This window comes from Roseomonas sp. WA12, from assembly GCF_054165765.1.
Map to the genome: position 1 here is coordinate 3,576,361 of NZ_CM135108.1, position 20,283 is coordinate 3,596,643.

Annotated in this window: 20 protein-coding genes; 8 read left to right on the plus strand and 12 right to left on the minus strand. The window is 70.1% G+C overall.

The genetic code is table 11. The annotated features are described in order from the left end of the window. Positions 1 to 3: 3 nt before the first annotated feature. Entirely contained in the window at positions 4 to 924 is a 921-nt protein-coding gene (locus ACVBD7_RS17070) for a LysR family transcriptional regulator (protein WP_458094433.1), read from the minus strand. Positions 925 to 1,016: 92 nt separating this feature from the next. Between ACVBD7_RS17070 and ACVBD7_RS17075 the strand changes: the two genes are divergently transcribed. Beyond that, a complete protein-coding gene (locus tag ACVBD7_RS17075) occupies positions 1,017 to 1,898 on the plus strand; it encodes an aldo/keto reductase family oxidoreductase (RefSeq protein ID WP_458094434.1) in 882 nt (293 codons plus the stop codon). A gap of 148 nt (positions 1,899 to 2,046) precedes the next feature. Here ACVBD7_RS17075 and ACVBD7_RS17080 read toward each other — a convergent pair whose 3' ends face one another. Next, positions 2,047 to 2,175 carry a hypothetical protein gene (locus tag ACVBD7_RS17080; RefSeq protein WP_458094435.1) on the minus strand — a complete coding sequence of 43 codons (129 nt, stop codon included), beginning with the start codon at positions 2,173 to 2,175 and terminating at the stop codon, positions 2,047 to 2,049. A gap of 515 nt (positions 2,176 to 2,690) precedes the next feature. Between ACVBD7_RS17080 and ACVBD7_RS17085 the strand changes: the two genes are divergently transcribed. Beyond that, positions 2,691 to 2,822 (plus strand): hypothetical protein, encoded by a 132-nt coding sequence (locus ACVBD7_RS17085; RefSeq protein WP_458094436.1) that lies wholly within the window; start codon positions 2,691 to 2,693, stop codon positions 2,820 to 2,822. A gap of 87 nt (positions 2,823 to 2,909) precedes the next feature. On the opposite strand, the gene ACVBD7_RS17090 is transcribed toward ACVBD7_RS17085, so the two are convergent. From ACVBD7_RS17090 to ACVBD7_RS17125, 8 genes are all read right to left on the minus strand, one after another. Then, positions 2,910 to 4,001 carry a DNA glycosylase AlkZ-like family protein gene (locus ACVBD7_RS17090; RefSeq protein ID WP_458094437.1) on the minus strand — a complete coding sequence of 364 codons (1,092 nt, stop codon included), beginning with the start codon at positions 3,999 to 4,001 and terminating at the stop codon, positions 2,910 to 2,912. Positions 4,002 to 4,013: 12 nt separating this feature from the next. Continuing rightward, on the minus strand, positions 4,014 to 4,823 hold the full coding sequence (locus tag ACVBD7_RS17095) for an NAD-dependent protein deacetylase (protein WP_458094438.1): 810 nt from the start codon (positions 4,821 to 4,823) through the stop codon (positions 4,014 to 4,016). A gap of 43 nt (positions 4,824 to 4,866) precedes the next feature. After that, a complete protein-coding gene (locus ACVBD7_RS17100; RefSeq protein WP_458094439.1) occupies positions 4,867 to 5,889 on the minus strand; it encodes a phytanoyl-CoA dioxygenase family protein in 1,023 nt (340 codons plus the stop codon). Positions 5,890 to 6,047: 158 nt separating this feature from the next. Further along, positions 6,048 to 8,237: a xanthine dehydrogenase family protein molybdopterin-binding subunit gene (locus ACVBD7_RS17105; RefSeq protein WP_458094440.1), complete on the minus strand. Its 2,190-nt coding sequence runs from the start codon at positions 8,235 to 8,237 to the stop codon at positions 6,048 to 6,050. Positions 8,238 to 8,240: 3 nt separating this feature from the next. After that, the gene (locus ACVBD7_RS17110) at positions 8,241 to 9,236 is read right to left on the minus strand and encodes an FAD binding domain-containing protein (protein WP_458094441.1); all 996 of its coding nucleotides are present in this window, start codon (positions 9,234 to 9,236) and stop codon (positions 8,241 to 8,243) included. Between the two features lie 4 nt (positions 9,237 to 9,240). Next, positions 9,241 to 9,771: a (2Fe-2S)-binding protein gene (locus ACVBD7_RS17115; RefSeq protein ID WP_458097718.1), complete on the minus strand. Its 531-nt coding sequence runs from the start codon at positions 9,769 to 9,771 to the stop codon at positions 9,241 to 9,243. Between the two features lie 197 nt (positions 9,772 to 9,968). Next, positions 9,969 to 10,856, minus strand: a complete 888-nt coding sequence (locus ACVBD7_RS17120) for a helix-turn-helix domain-containing protein (RefSeq protein WP_458094442.1) — start codon at positions 10,854 to 10,856, stop codon at positions 9,969 to 9,971. A gap of 164 nt (positions 10,857 to 11,020) precedes the next feature. Continuing rightward, positions 11,021 to 12,004, minus strand: a complete 984-nt coding sequence (locus ACVBD7_RS17125) for an MBL fold metallo-hydrolase (RefSeq protein WP_458094443.1) — start codon at positions 12,002 to 12,004, stop codon at positions 11,021 to 11,023. Positions 12,005 to 12,123: 119 nt separating this feature from the next. Here ACVBD7_RS17125 and ACVBD7_RS17130 point away from each other — a divergent pair, with 119 nt between their 5' ends. The 4 genes from ACVBD7_RS17130 to ACVBD7_RS17145 all read left to right on the plus strand — a co-directional run bounded on the left by ACVBD7_RS17130 (position 12,124) and on the right by ACVBD7_RS17145 (position 15,909). Continuing rightward, positions 12,124 to 13,023, plus strand: coding sequence for a LysR family transcriptional regulator (locus tag ACVBD7_RS17130; RefSeq protein ID WP_458094444.1), 900 nt, complete (start codon positions 12,124 to 12,126; stop codon positions 13,021 to 13,023). Between the two features lie 266 nt (positions 13,024 to 13,289). Further along, a complete protein-coding gene (locus ACVBD7_RS17135) occupies positions 13,290 to 14,201 on the plus strand; it encodes a hypothetical protein (RefSeq protein WP_458094445.1) in 912 nt (303 codons plus the stop codon). A gap of 14 nt (positions 14,202 to 14,215) precedes the next feature. Then, entirely contained in the window at positions 14,216 to 15,142 is a 927-nt protein-coding gene (locus ACVBD7_RS17140) for a DUF6282 family protein (RefSeq protein WP_458094446.1), read from the plus strand. A gap of 11 nt (positions 15,143 to 15,153) precedes the next feature. Next, positions 15,154 to 15,909: an HpcH/HpaI aldolase family protein gene (locus ACVBD7_RS17145; protein ID WP_458094447.1), complete on the plus strand. Its 756-nt coding sequence runs from the start codon at positions 15,154 to 15,156 to the stop codon at positions 15,907 to 15,909. 18 nt (positions 15,910 to 15,927) lie between these two features. On the opposite strand, the gene ACVBD7_RS17150 is transcribed toward ACVBD7_RS17145, so the two are convergent. Continuing rightward, on the minus strand, positions 15,928 to 16,716 hold the full coding sequence (locus ACVBD7_RS17150; protein WP_458094448.1) for an IclR family transcriptional regulator domain-containing protein: 789 nt from the start codon (positions 16,714 to 16,716) through the stop codon (positions 15,928 to 15,930). A 132-nt stretch (positions 16,717 to 16,848) separates the two neighbouring features. Continuing rightward, complete coding sequence (locus ACVBD7_RS17155; RefSeq protein WP_458094449.1) at positions 16,849 to 17,823, minus strand: Bug family tripartite tricarboxylate transporter substrate binding protein; 975 nt, start codon at positions 17,821 to 17,823, stop codon at positions 16,849 to 16,851. Between the two features lie 217 nt (positions 17,824 to 18,040). On the opposite strand from ACVBD7_RS17155, the gene ACVBD7_RS17160 reads away from it, so the two are divergent. After that, positions 18,041 to 18,802 (plus strand): SDR family NAD(P)-dependent oxidoreductase, encoded by a 762-nt coding sequence (locus tag ACVBD7_RS17160; RefSeq protein WP_458094450.1) that lies wholly within the window; start codon positions 18,041 to 18,043, stop codon positions 18,800 to 18,802. A 12-nt stretch (positions 18,803 to 18,814) separates the two neighbouring features. After that, complete coding sequence (locus ACVBD7_RS17165; protein WP_458094451.1) at positions 18,815 to 20,239, plus strand: aldehyde dehydrogenase family protein; 1,425 nt, start codon at positions 18,815 to 18,817, stop codon at positions 20,237 to 20,239. The last annotated feature ends 44 nt before the right edge of the window (positions 20,240 to 20,283 follow it).

The following is a 20,283-nucleotide window of genomic DNA, read 5'->3' on the forward strand; positions in this document are numbered from 1 at the left end:
CGCTCAACGCGCCGGCGGCACCTGGCTTGCCGGCCCTTTGATGAAGTCGATGAAGGCCCGCAGCGGCGCGGGCACCAGCCGCCGCCCGGGGTAGTAGAGGAACGGCCCGGAGAAGGCCTGCCACCACGGTTCCAGGATGGGCTCCAGCGCGCCAGCGTCGAGATACGGCCGCAGCCAGTCCTCGAAGAGGTAGATGATCCCCGTGCCGCCCACCGCTGCCTCGACGGCCAGGTCGGTCGCAGCCCCCACGCTCACGAGCAGCGGACCACTGGGCTCCACCCGCACCATCTCCTCGCCGTGTTCGAACTCCCACACCATCATCGCGCCGCTGCTGAAGCGGCCGCGCAGGCAGGCATGGCCGAGCAGTTCGCGCGGATGCTCCGGCCTTCCGTGGCAGCGCAGATAGTCCGGCGAAGCCGCAAGGGCGTAGCGCTGCACCCGCGGCCCGATCGGCACCGCGATCATGTCCCCCTCCAGCCGCTCGTCGTAGCGGATGCCGGCGTCGCAGCCGGCGCCCAGCAGGTCCACAAAGCTGTCCTCGGCCGTCACCTCCAGCTGGATGTCGGGATAGGCCGCGAGGAAGGGCGGCACGATGCGCGGCAGCACCAGCCGCGCCGCGCTGACCGGCACATTCAGCCGAAGAGTGCCCGCGGGCCGGTCGCGGAACCCGTTCACCACGTCCAGCGCGGCCTCCACCTCGCCGAGCGCCGGGCCGAGCCGTTCCAGCAGCCGTGCCCCAGCTTCCGTGGGCACCACGCTGCGCGTCGTCCGGTGCAGCAGCCGCACCCCGAGCCCGGCCTCCAGCCGCCGCACCGCCTCGCTCACACCCGAAGCGCTGGCGCCGATCGCCCGCGCCCCGTCCCGGAACCCTCCGGCCCGCGCCACCGCGAGGAAGGCGTTCAGGTCGCTGAGATCGGCCCGCATTGTCCGCCATTCCGCACAGGTCGTGCAGATTGTGCCGGGTTATCGCGCAAAGCCAAGGGGCCTAGCTACAGGACACCCACAGGAGATCGACCATGACCCGCATCGAACAGGCCGGCACCTTCCGCCTCGGCAGCCGCACGGTGAACCGCCTCGGTTACGGCGCCATGCAGCTCGCCGGACCCGGCGTCTTCGGCCCGCCGAAGGACCATGGCGCCGCCGTCGCCGTGCTGCGCGAGGCTATCGCCGCCGGGGTGAACCATATCGACACCAGCGACTTCTACGGCCCCCACATCACCAACCAGCTCATCCGTGAGGCCCTGGCGCCCTACCCCGCCGAGCTCACCCTCGTCACCAAGATCGGCGCCCGGCGGGACGAGAGGGGCGGCTGGCTCCCGGCATTCTCCCCCGAGGAGCTGACCCGGGCAGTCCACGACAACCTGCGCAACCTCGGCCTCGAGGTGCTGGAGGTCGTGAACCTCCGCATCATGCTGGACGTGCATGGCCCGGTAGAGGGCTCCATCGAGGCGCCGCTGGCCGCCCTCGCGGAACTCCAGCAGCGCGGCCTCGTCCGACATATCGGCCTCAGCAACGTCACTCCGGCCCAGGTCGAGCAGGGCCGCGGCCTTTGCGACATCGTCTGCGTGCAGAACCAGTACAACCTTGCCCATCGTGGCGACGACGCGCTGATCGACAGCCTCGCCCGCGACGGCATCGCCTATGTCCCGTTCTTCCCGCTCGGCGGCTTCAGCCCGCTGCAGTCCTCCGCCCTCTCCGAGGCGGCGCAGAGCCTGGGCGCCACGCCGATGCAACTCGCCCTTGCCTGGCTGCTCCGCCGCTCGCCCAACATCCTGCTGATACCTGGCACCTCTTCCGTCGTGCATCTACGGGAGAACCTTGCCGCCGCCGAACTGAACCTGCCGGACGAGATGATGCCGGCCTTGGACCGGATCGCGGCGGACCCGTCAGGAGACTGATCAGGCACGGTGGGCGGCGGGCCAGCTGGAGGGCAACTCGTCATGCACCCATGACGGGTATGTTCCTGGCCAGCCGCCCTATGCGGTCACGGTCAGCACCGCCCCCCGCTGCCTGTCGCGGGACGTGTCTGAGGGGCCAGTTCGAGCCTCAGCTATCCGGAAACCGCACCCCGAAAGCCACCGCGATCTCGGCACGGGCCCGGACATCCAGGATGGCATCCTTCTCAGCCGGAGCATGGATCAGGAGCTCTCTCATCTCGTCACGCATCTGGTTCACGACAGCGTCCTGGCGGCTCGCCGGAACCCCGCGAACCGCGCGAGCCATTGCGTCCTGCGCAATCCATTTCAGAAAGCCTCGCTCGAAGACTTCGACATTCCTTTTGGGCAAGGGAATGGATCCTGTCGGCTGTGTCCGGGACTTACGGACCAGACTGCCTCCTGGACGCACCGCTCACGTCCGTGTGATCGCATTCTTTCAGTCGGCATAAGCGGCCGTTGGCGCTAATGGACACTGCCAGGGCAGCACTCCATGTTGCGCCGCCCTTGGCGGAGAGGCGGCTGTGGAGGCGCTGGCCTCTGCCCGGGTCGTGGCTTGGGGCAGTTTGGATGAGCAACAGGGATGCTGACCGACAACACCGCCACGAACTCGGCGACGACCGTTCCGGGGCGGCGAGATCCTGGTCGGCGCGGCAAGCAACCCTTCTTTTGACGCCGGAGAAATGCAGCGTGGGCCGCGGCCAGACAGAGCGACATGCAACCGGTCAGACCCATCCGCCAGTAATGGATCGTGGAATGACGAGCGAAGCGGCCGACCTGGCCACCATGGACGTCGCGGAGCTCACCCAGCTGATTGAGGACGCCAAAGCAGCCCTGGCCCAGAAACAGAAGGGCCCGAAAACGAGTTGGTGGAAAAGGCAGGGGTAAGGACATCGTTCGGGGGCTGCGGCCCCTTGCACCGGGCTCTGCTTCGCAACGGCGGACACCTGCAGCCATCGCGGAAGATCCGGATGCTCAGGCTCTGGCCGCCCTAGCCGAGAGGAACCGCTCCACCCGTGCCAGCTCGGCATCGAGGGCACGGCGGAACACCAGGCCGCGCGGCTCGCGCTCAATGAACCCTAGGCTCATATCCAGCCTTCCTCCCGGCAGGGCGAGATTGGCCCAGCCGATCACGGCATCGCCCCAGAGCAGCGGCAGGGCGTAATATCCGAAGAGCCGCTGCGGCGGGGGCGTATAGGCCTCGAACCGGTAGGCCCATCCCCAGAGATGCTCGAAGCGCCGCCGGTCCCAGACAAGGGGATCGAAGGGCGCCAGCAGGCGGACATCCCGTACCCCTGCCCCGCCGTCCTCGCCACCCTCGGGCGTGGGCCAGAGATAGCGCTCGCCCTCAATCATGTCCTCCTCCAGCTCGCCGTCCCGGAGCGCGGCGGCGACCACCGGGCCCAGCGGCCCGAGATCAGGATTGCGTCGGGCCATCAGCGCCAGCGCGCCCCGCAGGCCGACGGGGGAGACCGGGGCCAGAATGCGCGCCACCCGCATCACGGCCTGTCTCGCCCGCTCGGCCGCCTCTGCCGCGGGTAGCGCGGGGCGGGCGGCCTCGTAGAGGCGAATCCCATCCTGGCGATGCGCCACGCGCAGCAGGCCGTGGTGGTGCAAGGCCTCCAGAGCCCGCGTCGTCGCCTTGGAGAAGCCGCCCCAACCATTTACGGCGCGCTCGCGACCGAAGCGCTCCTCCAAGTCCCGCGGGTGGGTCGGGCCGCGGGCGCGGACGAAGGCCAGGACATCGGCCGCCAACCCTTCCGCTTGAAGGGCGCCCTGCGGGTCCAGGCGGGGATGCAGCAGCGCCCGTGTCTCGGCCGGCATGAAGCCGTAGGCGTAGAGGAAGTCCTTCTCCAGCCCCAGCCGCGCGAAGCGGCGCTCCAGCTCGCCCGCGCGGTAGCCGCGAACGCGATGCCGCAGGATGAGGTCCTGCGCCCGGGCCGGCGCGCGGATCGGGTCGGCCTGCACGAAGCCGAGCCGCGCGACGGCATCGGCCAGCGTCGTAGGCGGAAACAGCGTGTTCCGGCGGGCATGCCGCCGGAGCCGCTGCAGAGCCGGGCTGGCCATCGGCCCGTCCGCCTACAGCAGGAAGGCGAGGGCTTCGTCGCAGGGCTGCTCCACCTTCAGCGCGAGCAGGTCGTCGGCCCGGGTGCGGCCCAGATTCACCGCCGCGACCGGCTTTCCCACCCGGGCGGCCGCCTGGGCAAAGCGGAACCCCGAATAGACCATCAGCGACGAGCCGACGACGAGCACCGCATCGGCCTGGTCGAGCGCCTCACGGGCGGCATCGACCCGCTCACGCGGCACGCATTCGCCGAAGAACACGACATCGGGCTTGAGCACGCCGCCACAGGCCGCGCAGGGCGGGATGGCGAAGTCGGCGAAGTCCGCCGCTTCGAGATCGGCGTCGCCATCCGGCGCGACCGAAGCCTCCCGCTCCGCCCAGCCGGGATTGAGCCGGACCATCTCCGCCTGCAGCGTCTCCCGCGGGATCGTCGCCCCGCAGCCGGTGCAGCGGACCTGGTCCAGCCGGCCATGCAGGTCCACCACCTGGTTGCTGCCCGCGGCCTGGTGCAGCCGATCGACATTCTGGGTGAGCAGGAACTCGCTCTTACCCCGTGCCTCCAGCCGCGCGAGCGCGTGGTGGGTGCTGTTCGGGCGCACCCGACCGAAGCGGCGCCAACCGATCAGACTGCGTGCCCAGTAGCGCTGGCGGGCCGCGGCACCGCCCATGAAGGCCTGGAAGGTCATGGGCTGGGGCCGCTTCCACTGCCCCTGAGCGTCCCGGTAGTCGGGGATGCCGGAGTTCGTGCTGCACCCCGCCCCGGTCAGCACGAAGATCCGCCGGTGGCGTTCGATAAAGCTCTGCAGGGGCGCGCTGTCGTTCATCGCGCTCATGTAGGAACGACGGCGGGCAGCGGCTACGCCGCGGTCACCTCAGCCCGAGGCTGCGCAGCGCCCGCCCGACCGCCCGGCGCGCACGCGGGACCAGCCCGGCCGGCGGCGCAGCGGCGGGCGCCATGCCGCCCATGGTGGGGCCACCGGCCCAGGAGCCGGCCGGCCGGGTGGCGGCGATATGCCGCGCCGGCACCTCCCGCCCGAGATAGCGGTTCGGCACCGCCTCCCCCGTCGTGATGTCCTGCACCTGCCTGTAGGCGATCTGGCCGAAGGCAGGGTCGGAGTGCATCGGCGTGTAGTAGGCGCAGTCCTCGAAGTAGTAGTGCGTCACCTGGGACCAGCGGGTCCGGTTCATGTCCGCCTGGGCCGAGCCACCATGCAGGAGGTTGGCCGTCCAGATCACCGCCTGGCCGCGCTTGGGCAGGAAATGCGCCGGCTTCATCCCCCGCGCCTCGACAAGCGCCCGCCACATCGGCTCGAACACCGACTGGTTCGGCACCGTCTCGGCAGCATGGGCGGCGAAGCCCACATGCTCGTTAGTGAAGACCGGGAGGCGATGGCTGCCGGGGTAGTACATCAGCGGCCCGGAATCCGCGTGGATGTCCTCCAGCGCCACCCAGACACCGCACATGAACCGCTCGGGCATGGAGCTGAAATGCGCCGAATCCGTGTGCGGGTGCTGCTGCGTCCCGACCGGGAAGTTCAGCGTCTGGAAGGGGAAGGCGCGCCGCCCGTAGAGCCGGGCCAGCAGGTCCAGGATGGCCGGGTTGGTCGCGATCCGCCGCACCTCCGGCACGTCGCGCCAAGCCCCTTCAGTGCGCGGGCCCGAGGCGCTGCCCGCCCGCCACGCCTCCAGCGGCATCTGCGGCCCGAGCTTGGCGATGATGGCATCCGCGAGAGCCGGGAAGTCGGGCTCGGGGAAGTCGATCAGCGCGAAGCCGTCCTCGTGCAGCGCGCGGGCGATCCGGAGCGTCTCGGGATCCGCGTCCTGGAACAGCGTCTCAAAAAGCGGCGACTCCACCTTCGGCACGCCGGGGAGCACGTTGACAGATGCCATGGCCGCACGATCCTGATCGAGACGATCCGGACATTACGAAGTCCGACTTCTCCGGTCCATCCGGCGCAGGATCTGCCCGCCCGGGCAATGGCGTGGCACGGAGCGCTGCCGCCCTGCGGCCATGCCGGCCCCCGTCCCGGCGTTGCGGGCGGGCGGTTCTACAGCAGGTCCTCCACCCGGATCGGCAGGGCACGCAGGCGCTTCCCCGTGGCATGGTGCACGGCGTTGGCAATGGCCGGGGCCACGCCCACCATGGCCACCTCGCCCAGCCCCTTCACCCCCGCCCCGTTGAGCCGCGGATCGGGCTCGTCCACGAACTCCACCTCTATCGTGCCGATATCGGCATGCACGGGCAGCACGTACTCGGCGAGATCCGCGTTGAGGAAACCGCCATGGCGCGGGTCCACCTCGCTCACCTCCCGCAGCGCGGCGCCGATCCCCCACACCACGCCGCCGCGCAGCTGGCTGGCCGCCGTGCGCGGGCTGACCACGCGGCCGCAATCGGCCACGCTGACCACGCGCGGCACGCGGATGCGGCGGGTGCCCGGTTCCACCCGCACTTCCACGAAATGCGCCACATGGCTGAAGCTGACGAATTCCGGATAGGCCGGGCCCGCCGCCGCCGGCAGGCCGGTGTTCAGCCGGCCCATCACCGCCTCCGGCTGCCCGGGTGCCCGCCTGCTCACCTCCACCTCCAGAAAGGGGCGCCCGGCCGCGCGCAGCCGGTCCGCGGGCGCCGAGCCAGGTGGCAGCGCGTCCAGCGCGCGCAGCAGGGCATCGCAGGCATCCTCGGTGGCCGGGACGACCGTCGCCGTGCCCCAGGAACCGGCAGTGAGGTGCTGCGGCGTGGCGCCGGTGCTGCCGATCTCTAGCGCGATCCGCCCGGGCTCCACCCCGAGCCGCCGGACGAGCACGGCGGTGATCGCGGTGCGGATTCCCTGCCCCATCTCATGCCCACCCACGCCGAGGGTGACCGAGCCATCGGCCAGGAGACGCAGCTTCGCGACCGCCGGCGCGGTCGCTGCCTTGTAGGCGCCCGCGGCCACGCCCCACCCGATCAGTGACCCGTCCTCGCCGCGCATGGAGCCCGGCGCCATGCTGCGCCGGTCCCAGCCGAACCGGGCCGCGCCGCGGCGCAGGCATTCGGCGAGATGGCGGGAGGAGTAGGGCCGGCCGGTAATCGGGTCGGCCGTCGCGTCATTTGCCAGCCGCAGCGCCACCGGATCCCGGCCCAGACGGTAGGCCAGCTCGTCCACGCAGCTCTCTACGGCGAAGGCGGCGGGGTGCTCATAGGGCGCACGCATGTAGCCGGGTGTCTGAACGTCGGTCCGCACCAGCCGCTCCCGACCCCGGAAGTTCGGCACGCGGTAGAGGCGGGCGGAGAGCTCCGTATACTGGGTGGGGAACAGGTCGTGGCGCGATGTCTGCGAATCTGTCTCGTGGATCAGCGCCTGCATCCGGCCTTCCGCATCCGCGCCCAGCCGGATGCGGTGGCGGCTGGCCGGACGGAAACTGCTGTCGTGGAAGACCTGCGCCCGGGTGACGACGAGCTTCACCGGCCGCCCCAATCGCCGCGCCGCCTCCGCCGCCAGCACGGTATGCGCCTGCAGCGAGTTCTTCTGCCCGAAGCCGCCGCCGGCGGAGGGTGACAGCACGGTGATGCGCGCCGGCTCGATCTCCAGCTGCCGCGCCAGCCCGTGGCGGATCGCCTCGGCGTTCTGGGTGCCCTCATGCACCGTCAGGTGCCCGTCCCGCCACTCGGCAACGGTGGAGAGCATCTCGATCGGGTTCTGGTGCTGCGCGGGATGGCGGAACTCGGCCTCGATCCGCACGGGGGCGGCGGCGAAGGCGGCGTCGGCCTCGCCGGCGGTGACATCGGCGAACATGGGCTTGGGAAGCGGGGAATCGGCCTGTGCGACAACATCCGCCGGCGGCGCGTCCAGCGTCACCTGATGCGGCTCGGCCGCGTACTCCGCGCGGACCACCCTTGCCCCCTCCATCGCGGCCTCGAGGCTGTCCGCCACCACCACGGCAATGGGCTGGCCGCGATAAGCGATGCGCGGCGAGGTGACGGGCTGGATGCTTTGGAAGCCGTAGCCACCACCCATGAGGAAGCCCGGCGGCTTCACCCCGGCCAGTTCCGCATGGGTCAGCACCAGCCGCACGCCGGGCACGGCGCGGGCAGCAACGGTGTCGATGCTGCGGACAGTGCCGCGCGCGATCGTCGCGGTGGCCAGCGCAGCATGGGCCATGCCAGGCCGGGCGTCGTCGGCGCCATAGCGTAGCGCGCCGCGCACCTTGTCCCGCGCGTCGATCCGGGGCGCGTCCGGGTAGGAGGTATCGCTCATGCGTCAGGCCCTCTGCCGGGCGATCAGGAGGGCATCGGCCACCGTGCGGGCGCCGAGCTCGATCCTGAAGGCATTGTGGTGTCCCGGGCGGGCGCCGCGCAGGGCGGCATCGCCCGCGGCGCGGGCCGCCTCGGCGGTGAGCCGCTGCCCGACCAGGCCGCGCTCCGCCTCCCGCGCCCGCCAGGGGCGCGTGGCGAGACCGCCCAGCGCGATCCGCGCCTCCCGCACCACCTCGCCCTCCATGCGCAGCGCGACGGCGGCGGAGGCCAGGGCGAAGGCATAGGACTCGCGATCCCGGATCTTGTGGTAGGTCGAGGCGCGGCCGAGTGGCGTGATCGGCACCCGGATGCGCAGGATCATCTCGTCCCGCGCCAGGCTCGTCTCCACCTCAGGCGTCGTGCCGGGCTCCCGGTGCAGTGCGTCGAGCGGGATGCTGCGACTGCCCCTCCGCCCGGCCACATCCACCACCGCGTCGAAGGCTGCCAACGCGACGGCCCAGTCGCCGGGATAGGTGGCGATGCAGGCCTCGCTTCCGCCCAGCACGGCATGGCCGCGATCGATCCCCTCCCGCGCCGCGCAGCCGCTTCCGGGCACGCGCTTGTTGCAGGCGAACGGCTCACCGCCGCGGAAATAGGCGCAGCGCGTGCGCTGCAGCAGGTTGCCGCCGAGGCTGGCCATGTTCCGCAGCTGCTGCGAGGCAGCCTTCCAGAGCGACTCAGACAGGGCGGGGTAGTCCGCAACCAGCCGGGGGTCGGCCGCCACGTCGCTCATCCGCGCACCGGCGCCGAAGACCAGCTCGCGCGGCCCCGATGTGTCGAAGCCGCGGAGAGCGGGCAGTGCGTTGATGTCCACCAGCCGCTCCGGTGCCTCGACGCCGAGCTTCATCAGGTCATAAAGGGTGGTGCCGCCGGCCAGGAAGCGCGTGCCAGTTCCGCCCGCGGCAACAGCGCGGATCGCGGCCGCCTGGTCATCCGCCCGGGCATAGGTGAAGGGGCGCATCGGCTCAGCCCACCCGCATCTTGGGCGCAGCATCCTGGATCGCGGCCAGGATGCCGGCATAGGCGCCGCAACGGCAGAGATTGCCGCTCATATACTCGCGGATCTCCTCGGGATTGCTGGCATGGCCCTCCTGCACGCAGGCTATGGCCGCCATGATCTGCCCGGGCGTGCAGTAACCGCATTGCAAGGCGTCGTGGTCGATGAAGGCCTGCTGCATGGGGTGCAGCTCACCCTCCGGCGGCGCGATGCCCTCGATCGTCGTCACGGCGCGGCCGTTGGCCTGCACCGCGAGCGTCAGGCAGGAGGCGACGCGCCGGCCGTCCAGATGAACCGTGCAGGCGCCGCACTGGCCGTGGTCGCAGCCCTTCTTGGCGCCTGTCAGCGCCAGCCCTTCCCGAAGCGTGTCGAGCAGGGATGCGCGCGGGTCCAGGATGAGCCGCCGCGCCTCACCGTTCACCGTCAGGCTCACCTCCAGGCCGCCGGGCACGCCGCCCAGCGTCGCAGGCGCCTGCGCGGTGGCGTCCACCGGAACCATGGGAGCGCCGGCGAGCGTCGCGCCGATTACCAGGCCACGGCGGCTGACGGGGATGTCGCCTCGTTCATGGGGCATCTCGTCCATCGCGTCGGTCTCCGGTCAGGCAAGGCATTCAGGCCGCAAGGTTAAACTTCCGTCACGGCACCGGGCGCTCGCGATCCTGCCCAAGTCCCTCGCGGAATTGCCGTCGCAGGGGCCTACCGCACCCCGGCTCGGTAGGCGCTGGGCGAGACGCCGACGATGCGGCGGAAAGCGGTGGCGAAATGGGAAGGGTTTTCGTAGCCGCACAGGAAGGCGATGGAGGAAACAGGCTCCCGCCCGGCCTCAAGATGCCGCTGTGCCGCCTCCATGCGCAGGCGTGTCAGCCTGCGGATCGGCGTCTCGCCATGGATCTTCCGGAAGACGCGCAGGAGATGGAACGGGCTCATCCCCGCCTCGCGCGCCAGCTCATCGAGGGTGAGAGGCCGCGCGAGGTTGCTCCGCATGAAGTCCTCCACCCGGCGCAACCGCGGATGCGGCAGCGAGGCCGGCGACCTCGGCGTCAGCCTGGCGTGCCGAAGGAGGATATGGCTGGCGAGCAGCTCGCACGCGGCCTCGGCATAGAGCTCCGGCGCCCCGCAGGACAGCGCCTCCGACAGGCTCAGCATCACCTGCGCGACAAGCGGATCGCGGTAGGCGAGATCGTTCGGCATGGCCAGCCGCGCCGGGTCCATGGCCGAGAGGTCCCCGGCCACCCGGCGGAGCGTCGAGGCCGGCAGGTGCAGGTGCAGCGTCTCGTTCGGCTCCTCGCCCCGCCAGCGCAGGGTGGCCTCATGCCCGGGAGCCGTCATGCCGAGGCTGCCCGTTCCGTAGCGCGCACCGCGCCAACGGCCACCAGCACGGGACTCGATGTCGAAGCAGCCATTCGTCACGAGGACGATCACCTGGTCCGCGGAGGGAGGGACCACGAACTCCTCGATGACAGCGGGTGCCGTGTAGCGGCGTAGCAGGATGGATCGCCAATCGGCCTTGCTGCACGCCGCGAGCGCGATCTGCGCCCGCGCATGCGCCGCCAGGCTTGCCGCGTGGTGATCCTCTCGCATCATGCCAGGCTAGAGGCCGATCTGAGCGCCGGGGAACGGAACAGACCTCTCATCGCGCGCCGGACACCGGGCGCCGTCCCCGCGCCGCTCGCCATGATCCGGCCGGTGCGGGACATGCATACGGGACCAGTCACGCGCTCTCTCCTTTCTCATGGTCCGGCAGCCGGTCAGAACTGCCAGTGGGCGGGGACCCAGGCGTATCCCGTATCGGTGCGCAGTATCCGTCCAAGACCCGGGAAGGGGTAGTGGAAGCCGAGCACGAGGAGCCGGTCCGCCGCTGCCCGATCGAAGATGCGTCGGCGCGCCTCCAGCGCCGCATCCCTGTCGCGATCCGGCCCTGGCCGCCAGTTGCGGTCGATGTTGATGACCGGCTGGTAGGCGAGGTCCGCTGTGAGCAGCAACCCGTCATTCCCGGAATGGACGAGGAAGGCGACCATGCCCGGCGTGTGCCCGGAGGCGGCGATGGTGCTGAGGCCCGGCACGATCTCCTGCCCGGCTTCATAAAGCTGCACATCGCCCGCAACAGGCTCCACGCTGCGTTTGATAGCGGCGGCGAAGCTGCGCCGGAACTCCGCGGGCACGGGCATGTAGGACAGGTCGGGCTCACCGCGGACGAAGAAGTTCCAGTCGTCACGGGGCACGAATACCGCCGCACGCGGAAAGGCCCGGCCGCCATCTGCCGCGCGGAGGTTGCCGACATGGTCCGGGTGGGCGTGGGAGACGACGATCGCGTCGATATCGTTCGGCGCCAGGCCAATGGCTGCGAGGCTGGCGAAGAGGCGGCCGCCATTCGGCCCCATGCTCTGCCCAGCCCCGGCCTCGAGAAGGACGCGGCGTCCGCCCGTCTCGATCAGCAGCGTATTCAGGTTCAGCGTCATGTGATCAGTGGGAAGGAAGGCGTTCCGCAGCACCGACCCCAGCTCGGCCTCCGGCGCGTCGATGGCGTAGACACGGGGCGGCCCGCCGATCACGCCGTCGCTGAGCACCGTGGCGGTGATCTCGCCGACCCTGAAGCGGTAATGCCCGGCATTGCCCGCGCTTTGCACCACCGCCTGCGCCCCGGCCTGCCGGCCCAGGCCTGGCGCAAGACCAGCGGCGCCGGCGGCGGCTGTCAGCATGATCGCCCGGCGATTGATCGTGAGGCCTGCCACGGCATGCCGTCCCCATCCTAGCCGCCGCGGGATGCGGGAGCCGTGCCGCGGAGATGACACCCCGGAGATGCCCGGATAAGCTGGCTAATGCTGACCACTTTGATAATCTCTGGTTTACTATGAGGTCACTTCGGCTCGACAGCCTAGATGTTTTCGCGGCCATCGTTCGGTGCGGCGGCTTCCGGGCGGCCGCGGCGGAACGCGGCGTCTCGTCGGCGGCGCTGAGCCAGACGATGCGTTCGCTTGAGGACGGGCTTGGCCTTCGCCTGCTGAACAGGACCACCCGCAGCGTCGCACCGACGGAGGCCGGCGAGCGGCTGCTGGCCCGCCTCACCCCGGCGCTGCACGAGATCAGAACGGCGGTGGAAGATCTGGATGGACTCCGCGAGCGGCCCTCGGGGACGCTGCGCATCAACGCTCCCCCGCCAGCCGTGGATCACCTTCTCTGTCCGCTGGTCTTCGAGTTCATGGAACGCTACCCCGAGGTTCATGTGGAGCTCGTAAGCGACGCGGCCATCATCGACATCGTGGCCCAGGGCTTCGATGCGGGCGTCCGGTTCGGGCAGCAGCTGGCGAAGGACATGATCGCCGTCCCGCTCGGGCCCTCGCTCCGCTACGCGATCGTCGCGGCGCCCTCCTATCTCCGACGGAACGGCAAGCCTCGCACCCCGGAGGAGCTTGTTGGGCAGGACTGCATCCGGCGCCGCTTCCCGGGTGGCACGCTCGTCAGCTGGCGGTTCGAGAAGGGCGGCAGGACGGTGGAGGTCGCGCCCGAGGGGCGCCTGACGCTGAGTTCCGCCCATCACGAACTCAGCGCCGCGCTGGCCGGACAAGGCATCGCCCATCTTCTCGAGGATTATGTGCGGCCCTCCGTCGCGGCGGGCTCTCTCGTCGAGCTCCTGCAGGACTGGAGCCCGAAGCTGCCGAGCTGGTTCCTCTACTATCCGAACAGGCGGCATCCCAGCGCCGCCATGAGAGCCTTTCTGGACCTGGTCGCGAGCCGGCGCATGCAGGCCTAATCCCCCGCGCCCATCTTCTGCCGAAGCCCGTCTGAGACCTGCGCCCGGCCAGCCTTGGCCGCTCGATGGAATTCCGCATGCCGGAAAGACGGCAGATTGGCCGGGAGTAGCTGGAAAGCCGGGGATACGGTGCCCGGCGTCATCCACACGAATGCCCTGCGGGGACGAAGGCGTCGCCGACGGGCCATGCAGACCGCATGCATCAGTTCGCGCGCCACCAGGGCCGCCCGCGCAACCGATCGGCAGGGGCTTAGGGACAGCAGACCATGTACGACAGATCCGACCCCCGCGCGGCCCTGACGCCCTCGGCCGCCAGCCATGCCTTGCCGCCCGGCGACTATGCGCCGCCGAGCTACGTCAAGTTCTACGAGAGGCCGCCCGAGGAGGACGGACCCGAGGGACAGAGCTGGTACGCCCGCGGCCAGACCTTCATCGTCGTCTACACGGCGGCCCGCGGCGGTGCGCGGTTTGAACGCAGGGGACAAAAGGACGAGTACGTCCTCATCCTGCCCGATGCCGGCACGGGAGCGCGGGTCACCGCCAATGGCGAGGTGCAGGATTGTGCGGGCGACGCGGTCGTCTTCGTCCCGCCCGGCGACAGCAGCGTGGAAATCCGGGGCGGAGGACGCCTCGTGCGCCTCTTCACCACCCTGTCCGAGGACCTCGTCGCGCGCTGCCCGAACAACGACGCCTATGCGACGCCGAACCCGCTGATCCCTCCCCTGAAGGCCTGGCCGGCGCCGAAGGACGGGTACCGCATACGACGCTACGGGCTGGATGTGCCGGTGGAGCCCGGACGCTTCGGGCGCATCCTTCGCGGCTCGACCTTCATGGTGAACTACCTCGATCCCCGGCACGAGCCGCGGGACATCACGAAGCTCTCTCCGCATCACCATGACAGCTTCGAGCAGTGCTCGCTGGCGCTGGACGGCGAGTTCATCCACGACCTGCGGTGGCCCTGGACGCCCAACATGAACCAGTGGCGCGAGGACGAGCACGAGTTCTGCGGCTCCCCCTCCGTCGCGGTGATCCCGCCCCCCTCCATCCACACCACCCGCGCCCAGCGCCACGGGTTGAACCAGCTGGTGGACATCTTCTGCCCACCCCGCCTCGACTTCTCGAAGAAGCCAGGCTGGGTCCTGAACGCCGACGACTATCCGATGCCCGACGAGGCCTGAGCAGGACGAGACCGATGAGCGAAACCATCGAAGAGACCCTGGCCCGGGACACGGAGGCGGCCGAACTCCTGGTCGGCGCCGTCGATCTGCACTGCCATAGCGGCCCCGCCGCGATGCCGCGGATCCTGGACCATCACGAGGCGCTGCTGGACTGCGCCGCGGCACGGTTCCGCGCCCTTCTCTACAAGGACCATTTCTACCTCGGCACCGCCCACGCGATCCTGCTGGAGAAGCTGTTCCCCGATCTCGGCGTGCAGCTTTTCTCGGGCATTGCACTCAACAATGCCTCGGGCGGCATCAACCCCCATGCGGTGGACCATGCGGCGAAGCTTGGCGCGAAGATTGTGTGGATGCCCACCCTCTCCGCGGCCAACCACATCGAGCAGGTCCTCGGGCAGGGCAAGACCTTCCCGAAGACGTCCAAGAAGATGCTCGACCCCCTGCCCCTTCGGGCGACCGACAGCAATGGGGAATTGCTGGATGATACCAAGCGGGTGCTCGACGTCATCGCCGAGGCTGACATCATCCTCGCCGGCGGGCATCTCGACGCCGCCGAGATGATCAAGGTCTTCGCCGAGGCCAGGCGGCGTGGCGTGAACCGCCTGCTCGTCAACCATCCCACCTACATGATCGGCTGCACGGATGACGACATCCGGGAACTCGTGTCGATCGGCGCGCATATCGAGCACTCGATCTGCATGTGGGTGGAGGGGCGGTCAAAGAAGTTCACACCGGAGGAACTCGTGCACCTGATCGAGGTGGCCGGGGTCGATCGCACCATCCTGTCCTCCGATCTCGGGCTGGTGGGCTCGCCACGACCGGTGGACGGATTCCGCCAGGTGGTCCGGCTGCTGCTCGACCAGCAGGTGCCCAAGGCGGATATCCGCAAGCTTGTCTCGTCCAACGCGGCGCAGCTCCTCGGCCTCGACGCCACGGCCTGAGGGGGATCATCATGCCCGACAGCTTCAAGGACCGGATGCGCCGGGGCGACCGCCTGCTTGGTTTCTTCGTCGGCATCCCCTCGGCCGCAACCGTCGAGATGGCGGGGCTCTGCGGCTATGATTTCGTTATCATCGACACCGAGCACGGCCCGGCGGATCTCGAGACGATAGAGAACATGTTGCGCGCCGCCGCCATGCACGGCATGGCCGGGCTGGTCCGCGTGCCGGACGGATCAGTGGCAAGCATCCAGCGCGTGCTGGACGCAGGCGCGGACGGAGTCCTTGTGCCGCATGTCTCCAGCGCCGCGATCGCGCGGGAGGTGGTGGAGCGCGCCCTCTACGCGCCCAAGGGCAGGCGGGGCGTGGCCCTGTCGCGCTCCTCCGCCTACGGCACGGGTGACAGCAAGGCGTATTACGCAACGCGGAACCGGCACACCACCGTCATCATCATGGTCGAGGATGCCGAGGCGCTTCCCGTGGTGGACGAGATCGTCTCCGTGCCCGGGATCGATGCGGTGTTCATCGGCCCTGGCGACCTGGGCGCCTCGCTCGGCCATGCCGGCGATATCAGGCACCCCGCCGTGCAGGAGGCGGTGTCCCGCATCGCGGAGGCGGCGAAGCGGGCCGGGGTGGCGCGGGCCACGGTGGGCCGCACGGCGGAGGACGTCCGGCAGCTGGAAGCTGCCGGGACGGGAATGGTGTGCTTCAACAGCACCGCGATGCTCGTGGCGGCGATGCAGGCCCTCAGGGCCGACCTTGCGCAGTAGGACGGCGAGCGGCCCCTCTCAGGGAGCCTCGGCACCCCGTTGCAGCCGCTCCATCGAGACAACGATCTCCCGGCTCGCCTCCTTCAGCGCGGGCACAAGCTCCTCCGTCAGGACGCGGTGGTTCACGGCGGAGCGGAAGTAGCTGAGTCCGATCGTGCCGGCGACCGTTCCGCCGAGCGAGATCGGCACCGCCACCGTATCGGAGGAGCGCGGCTCCACCTTCGGGTCACGCTGCGCGTAGCCCTGCTGCCGCACGCTGGACACGATGCCCCGGATCGCGCGCTCGAGGTTCGGCGGCGTGTCCTCCGGGTCGGGCGAGACCGTCAGCATCCGGAGGAGGATGCGACGCTCCGCATCCGGGCACCAGGCGAGATAGGCGCGGCCGAGCGCCCGGGTGACGAGGCTGAGATGCGACCCCACCGAGCTGTGGAAGGGGGAGACCGCGCTGTCCGCGATGGTGCTGACGCTGATCGCCATGCGCGCTCCGTCCAGCACGGCGATGGCGGCGGGCCAGCGCAGCCGACGCGTCAGGTCTGCGGCCCAGGGGCGGCCGGCCTCCGCGACCAGCGGGCCGCCATGGTAGCCGGCGCTGAGCGACAGGACGGTGGAGGTGACCTGGTAGCCGAGGCCGCGGCTCGCCTTCGTCACCAGCCCCGCGACGATTAGCGTGCCGAGAAGGCGCATGATCGTCGGCTTCGGCAGTCCGATCGCGCGGTAGAGCTCCTCCACGGTGGTGCTGCGCTGCCGGTTCAGCTCCTTCAGGATCGCGACGGCACGGAGGACGGACTGGACGGGCGGGTTGCTCAAGCTGACTCCGGCACGGTCGCGGCGGGGGAGATGGAGTCTAGCACCAGCTTGCCGGTTTGAGGGCTCACGTCGAGCGCGGATTGCGGAGCGCCGGCCTTCTCCTTGGGCCCAGTCTCCTTGGGCTCAATCGCGTCACATCGCGATATCCGCCTCCCGCACCACGGGGCCCCATTTCCGCAGCTCGGACGAGATGAAGGCCCGCAGCTCCGCCGGGGAGCCGCCGACGGCCTGCATGCTCAGCTTCGCGAGCGCGTCCTGGCCTCTCGGGCTCTCGAGGAAAGCGTTGGTGGCGGTGTTGAGCCGCTCGACGATCTCGCTCGGCGTGCCCGCGGGCGCCGCCAGCGCGTACCAGGCCGACGCCTCGAACCCCTGGAACCCGGCTTCCTGCACCGTCCCGACCTCCGCCAGCTCGACCGAGCGCCGGGCCGTGGTGACGGCGAGCGCGCGAACTCTCCCCTCCCGCGCGAGCGGCACATAAGAGGGCAGGAAATCCATCGCGAGATCGATCTGCCCGCCGAGCAGGTCCTTCACCACATCGGCCGTGCCGCGATAGGGCACGCTCGTCAGGCTGATGCCGAGCTCTCGCTCCAGCAGCAGAGCGGTGATGTGGCCCAGCGTTCCGTTCCCGGGCACCCCGACCGTGAGCTTTCCGGGGTTCGCCTTGGCATGGGCCGTCAGCTCCTGGAGGTTCCTAACCGGAAGTGCCGTCCTCGCCGCGACCACCAGCGGCGACTTTGCGATCAACACGACCGGCGCGAAGGCCTGCTCGGGGTCAAAGGCCAGATTGCGGTAGATTAGCTTGTTGTTGGCCAGCGGCCCGGGCGTGCCGAACAGGATCGTGTAGCCGTCGGGCGCGGCCCGGGCGACGAAGCCGGCGCCGATATTGCCGCCCGCGCCGCTGCGGTTGTCCACGATCACCTGCTGCCCCAGCGTCTCGCCGAGATGCTGCGCGAGGGCGCGCGCCAGAAGGTCGGTTCCCCCACCGGCGGAGAAGGGCAGGATCATGGTGACCGGGCGCGCCGGCCAGGCCTGGGCACGGGCCGGCGACGCCCAGGGCGCGGCCATGGCGATGCCGAGCGCGGCCCTTCGAGTGACGCGCGGTCTCATGATGTCCTCCACTCTGGGCCGAGGCTGTGCTGCCCCTTGCGGGCAACCTAGCCGCCCCGGCCCGTACGGCAGCGGCTTTGTGCAGAAATTCCGAGATGCGGAATTCCGGCAGGCGCCGGTCGACGCGCTTTTCGCTTTCGCTAGCTTCGCGGCGAAGCACGGGGAGAGACGCCAAGATGACGGGGACAGGGCTGCGCGACGCTCTCGGTGCACGACAATGACGGGCGTCGGGATTCCCGCGCTTTCCGTCCCGAAGGTCGCGCTGGTCACGGGTGCCAGCGGTGGGATCGGCCGGGCGACGGCGGCGCGGCTGGCCGCCTTGGGCGCCACCGTCGTGGTCGGCTACAACAGCCGCCGCGCGGAGGCGGAAGAGGTCGCCAGCGGGCTGCAAGGCTCCGGTCATCTCGCCCTGCGCATCGCGATCGACGATCCGGATTCCGTCCGGGATGCGGTGGCGGCGGTGGAGCGGCGGTACGGGCGGCTCGATGCGCTGGTCAACAGCGGGGGCGCGACGACGCCCATTCCCGCCGGCGATCTCGGCGGGCTGACGGACGAGATCTTTGACCGGACCGTCACCCTCAACCTGCGTGGACCCTTTGCCGTAATCCGTGGCTTTCGCCCGCTGCTGGAACGCGGCAGGGGCGCGGCGATCGTGAACATCTCCTCCATCGCCGCCCGCACGGGGCTCGGCAGCAGCCTGGCCTATCTCGCCGCCAAGGGCGGGCTCGATGCGCTCACCATTGCGCTCGCCAAGGTGCTCGCGCCGGAAATCCGCGTGTTCTCCGTCTCGCCGGCCGGTGTCGACACGGGCTTCGTGCCGGGCCGGACGCGCGAGCAGTTGCAGCAGACCGCCGAGCGGCTCCCGCTCGCCCATGTCACCACACCCGATGACGTGGCGCGGGCGGTGGTCGCCTGCATCATCCACCTGACCAGCTCGACGGGCATTGTGGTGCCCGTGGACGAGGGCCGGCATCTCTAGGGGCAGGGCGTCATGGATCGGTTAGGCTTCTACATCGACGGTGCCTGGGTGGATCCGGTCACGCCGGCGACGCTGGGGGTCGTCAACCCGGCGACGGAGGAGGTCTTTGCGCGGATCAGCCTGGGTGCCGCGCAGGACGTGGACCGGGCCGTGGCAGCGGCACGCCGGGCTTTCGGCAGCTATTCCGGGGCGAGCGTCGAAGCCCGCCTGGGTTATCTCGGCCGCATCATCGCAGGCTTTCGCGCGCGACTGCCGGAACTGGCCCGCGCCATGACGCTGGAGATGGGCGCGCCCATTACCTTCTCCACCGAACGGCAGGCGACGGTCGCGCTGTTCCACTTCGAGGAGGCGGCGCGGGTGCTGGCCAACTACCGCTTCGAGGAGCGGATGGGCGCCGGGATCATCCGCCGCGAGCCGATCGGCATCTGCGGCCTGATCACCCCTTGGAACTGGCCGCTGAACCAGGTGGCCTCCAAGGTCGCGCCGGCCCTGGCCGCAGGATGCACGGTGGTGCTGAAGCCCAGCGAGATCGCGCCGCTCAGCGCGATGCTGTTCACCGAGATCGTGCACGAGGCCGGCCTTCCGCCCGGCGTCTTCAACCTCGTGAACGGGGATGGCCCCACAGTGGGCGAGGCGATCGCCTCCCATCCCGGAATCGACATGGTGTCCTTCACTGGATCGACAGCGGCCGGCGTGCGCGTGGCGAAGCTGGCAGCGGAGACGGTGAAGCGCGTGGCGCAGGAGCTGGGTGGCAAGTCCGCCAACATTATCCTGGACGACGCCGATCTGCCGGCGGCGGTGAACCAGGGCGTCCGTGCCTGCTACACGAATGCCGGGCAGAACTGCCAATCGCCCACCCGCATGCTCATCCCTCGCGCTCGACGGCAGGCCGCGTTCGATGCCGCGCGCGAGGCGGTCGGTGCCATCCGCCTGGGTGAGCCGCTCGATCCCACCACCACGATGGGGCCGCTGGTCAGCCATGGCCAGTTCGAGAAGGTCCAGGCCCTCATCCAGTCGGGCATCGAGGAGGGGGCAACGCTGGTCGCGGGCGGGCCGGGGCGGCCGGTCGAACCAAATCGTGGCTACTATGTTCGCCCCACCGTCTTCGGCGATGTCACCTCTGGCATGCGCATCGCGCGGGAGGAGATCTTCGGCCCCGTTTTGTCCATCATGAGCTACGACACCGAGGAGGAGGCGATCAGCATTGCCAACGACACGCCCTTTGGGCTGGCCGGCTTCGTCCAATCGGGAGATCCCGAACGCGCGCGCGCCGTCGCCAACCGGATCCGAGCGGGGCGGGTTTACCTGAACGGCGCCCCCTTCGACCGCAGCCTGCCTTTTGGCGGCTACAAGCAATCCGGCAACGGGCGGGAGTTCGGGGTTTTCGGCCTCGAGGAGTACCTGGAGGTGAAGGCGATCCTCGGAAGCCCTCACTAGCGGCACCCGCACCCTCTGCAGGGGCCGTGCGGCACACGACTGAT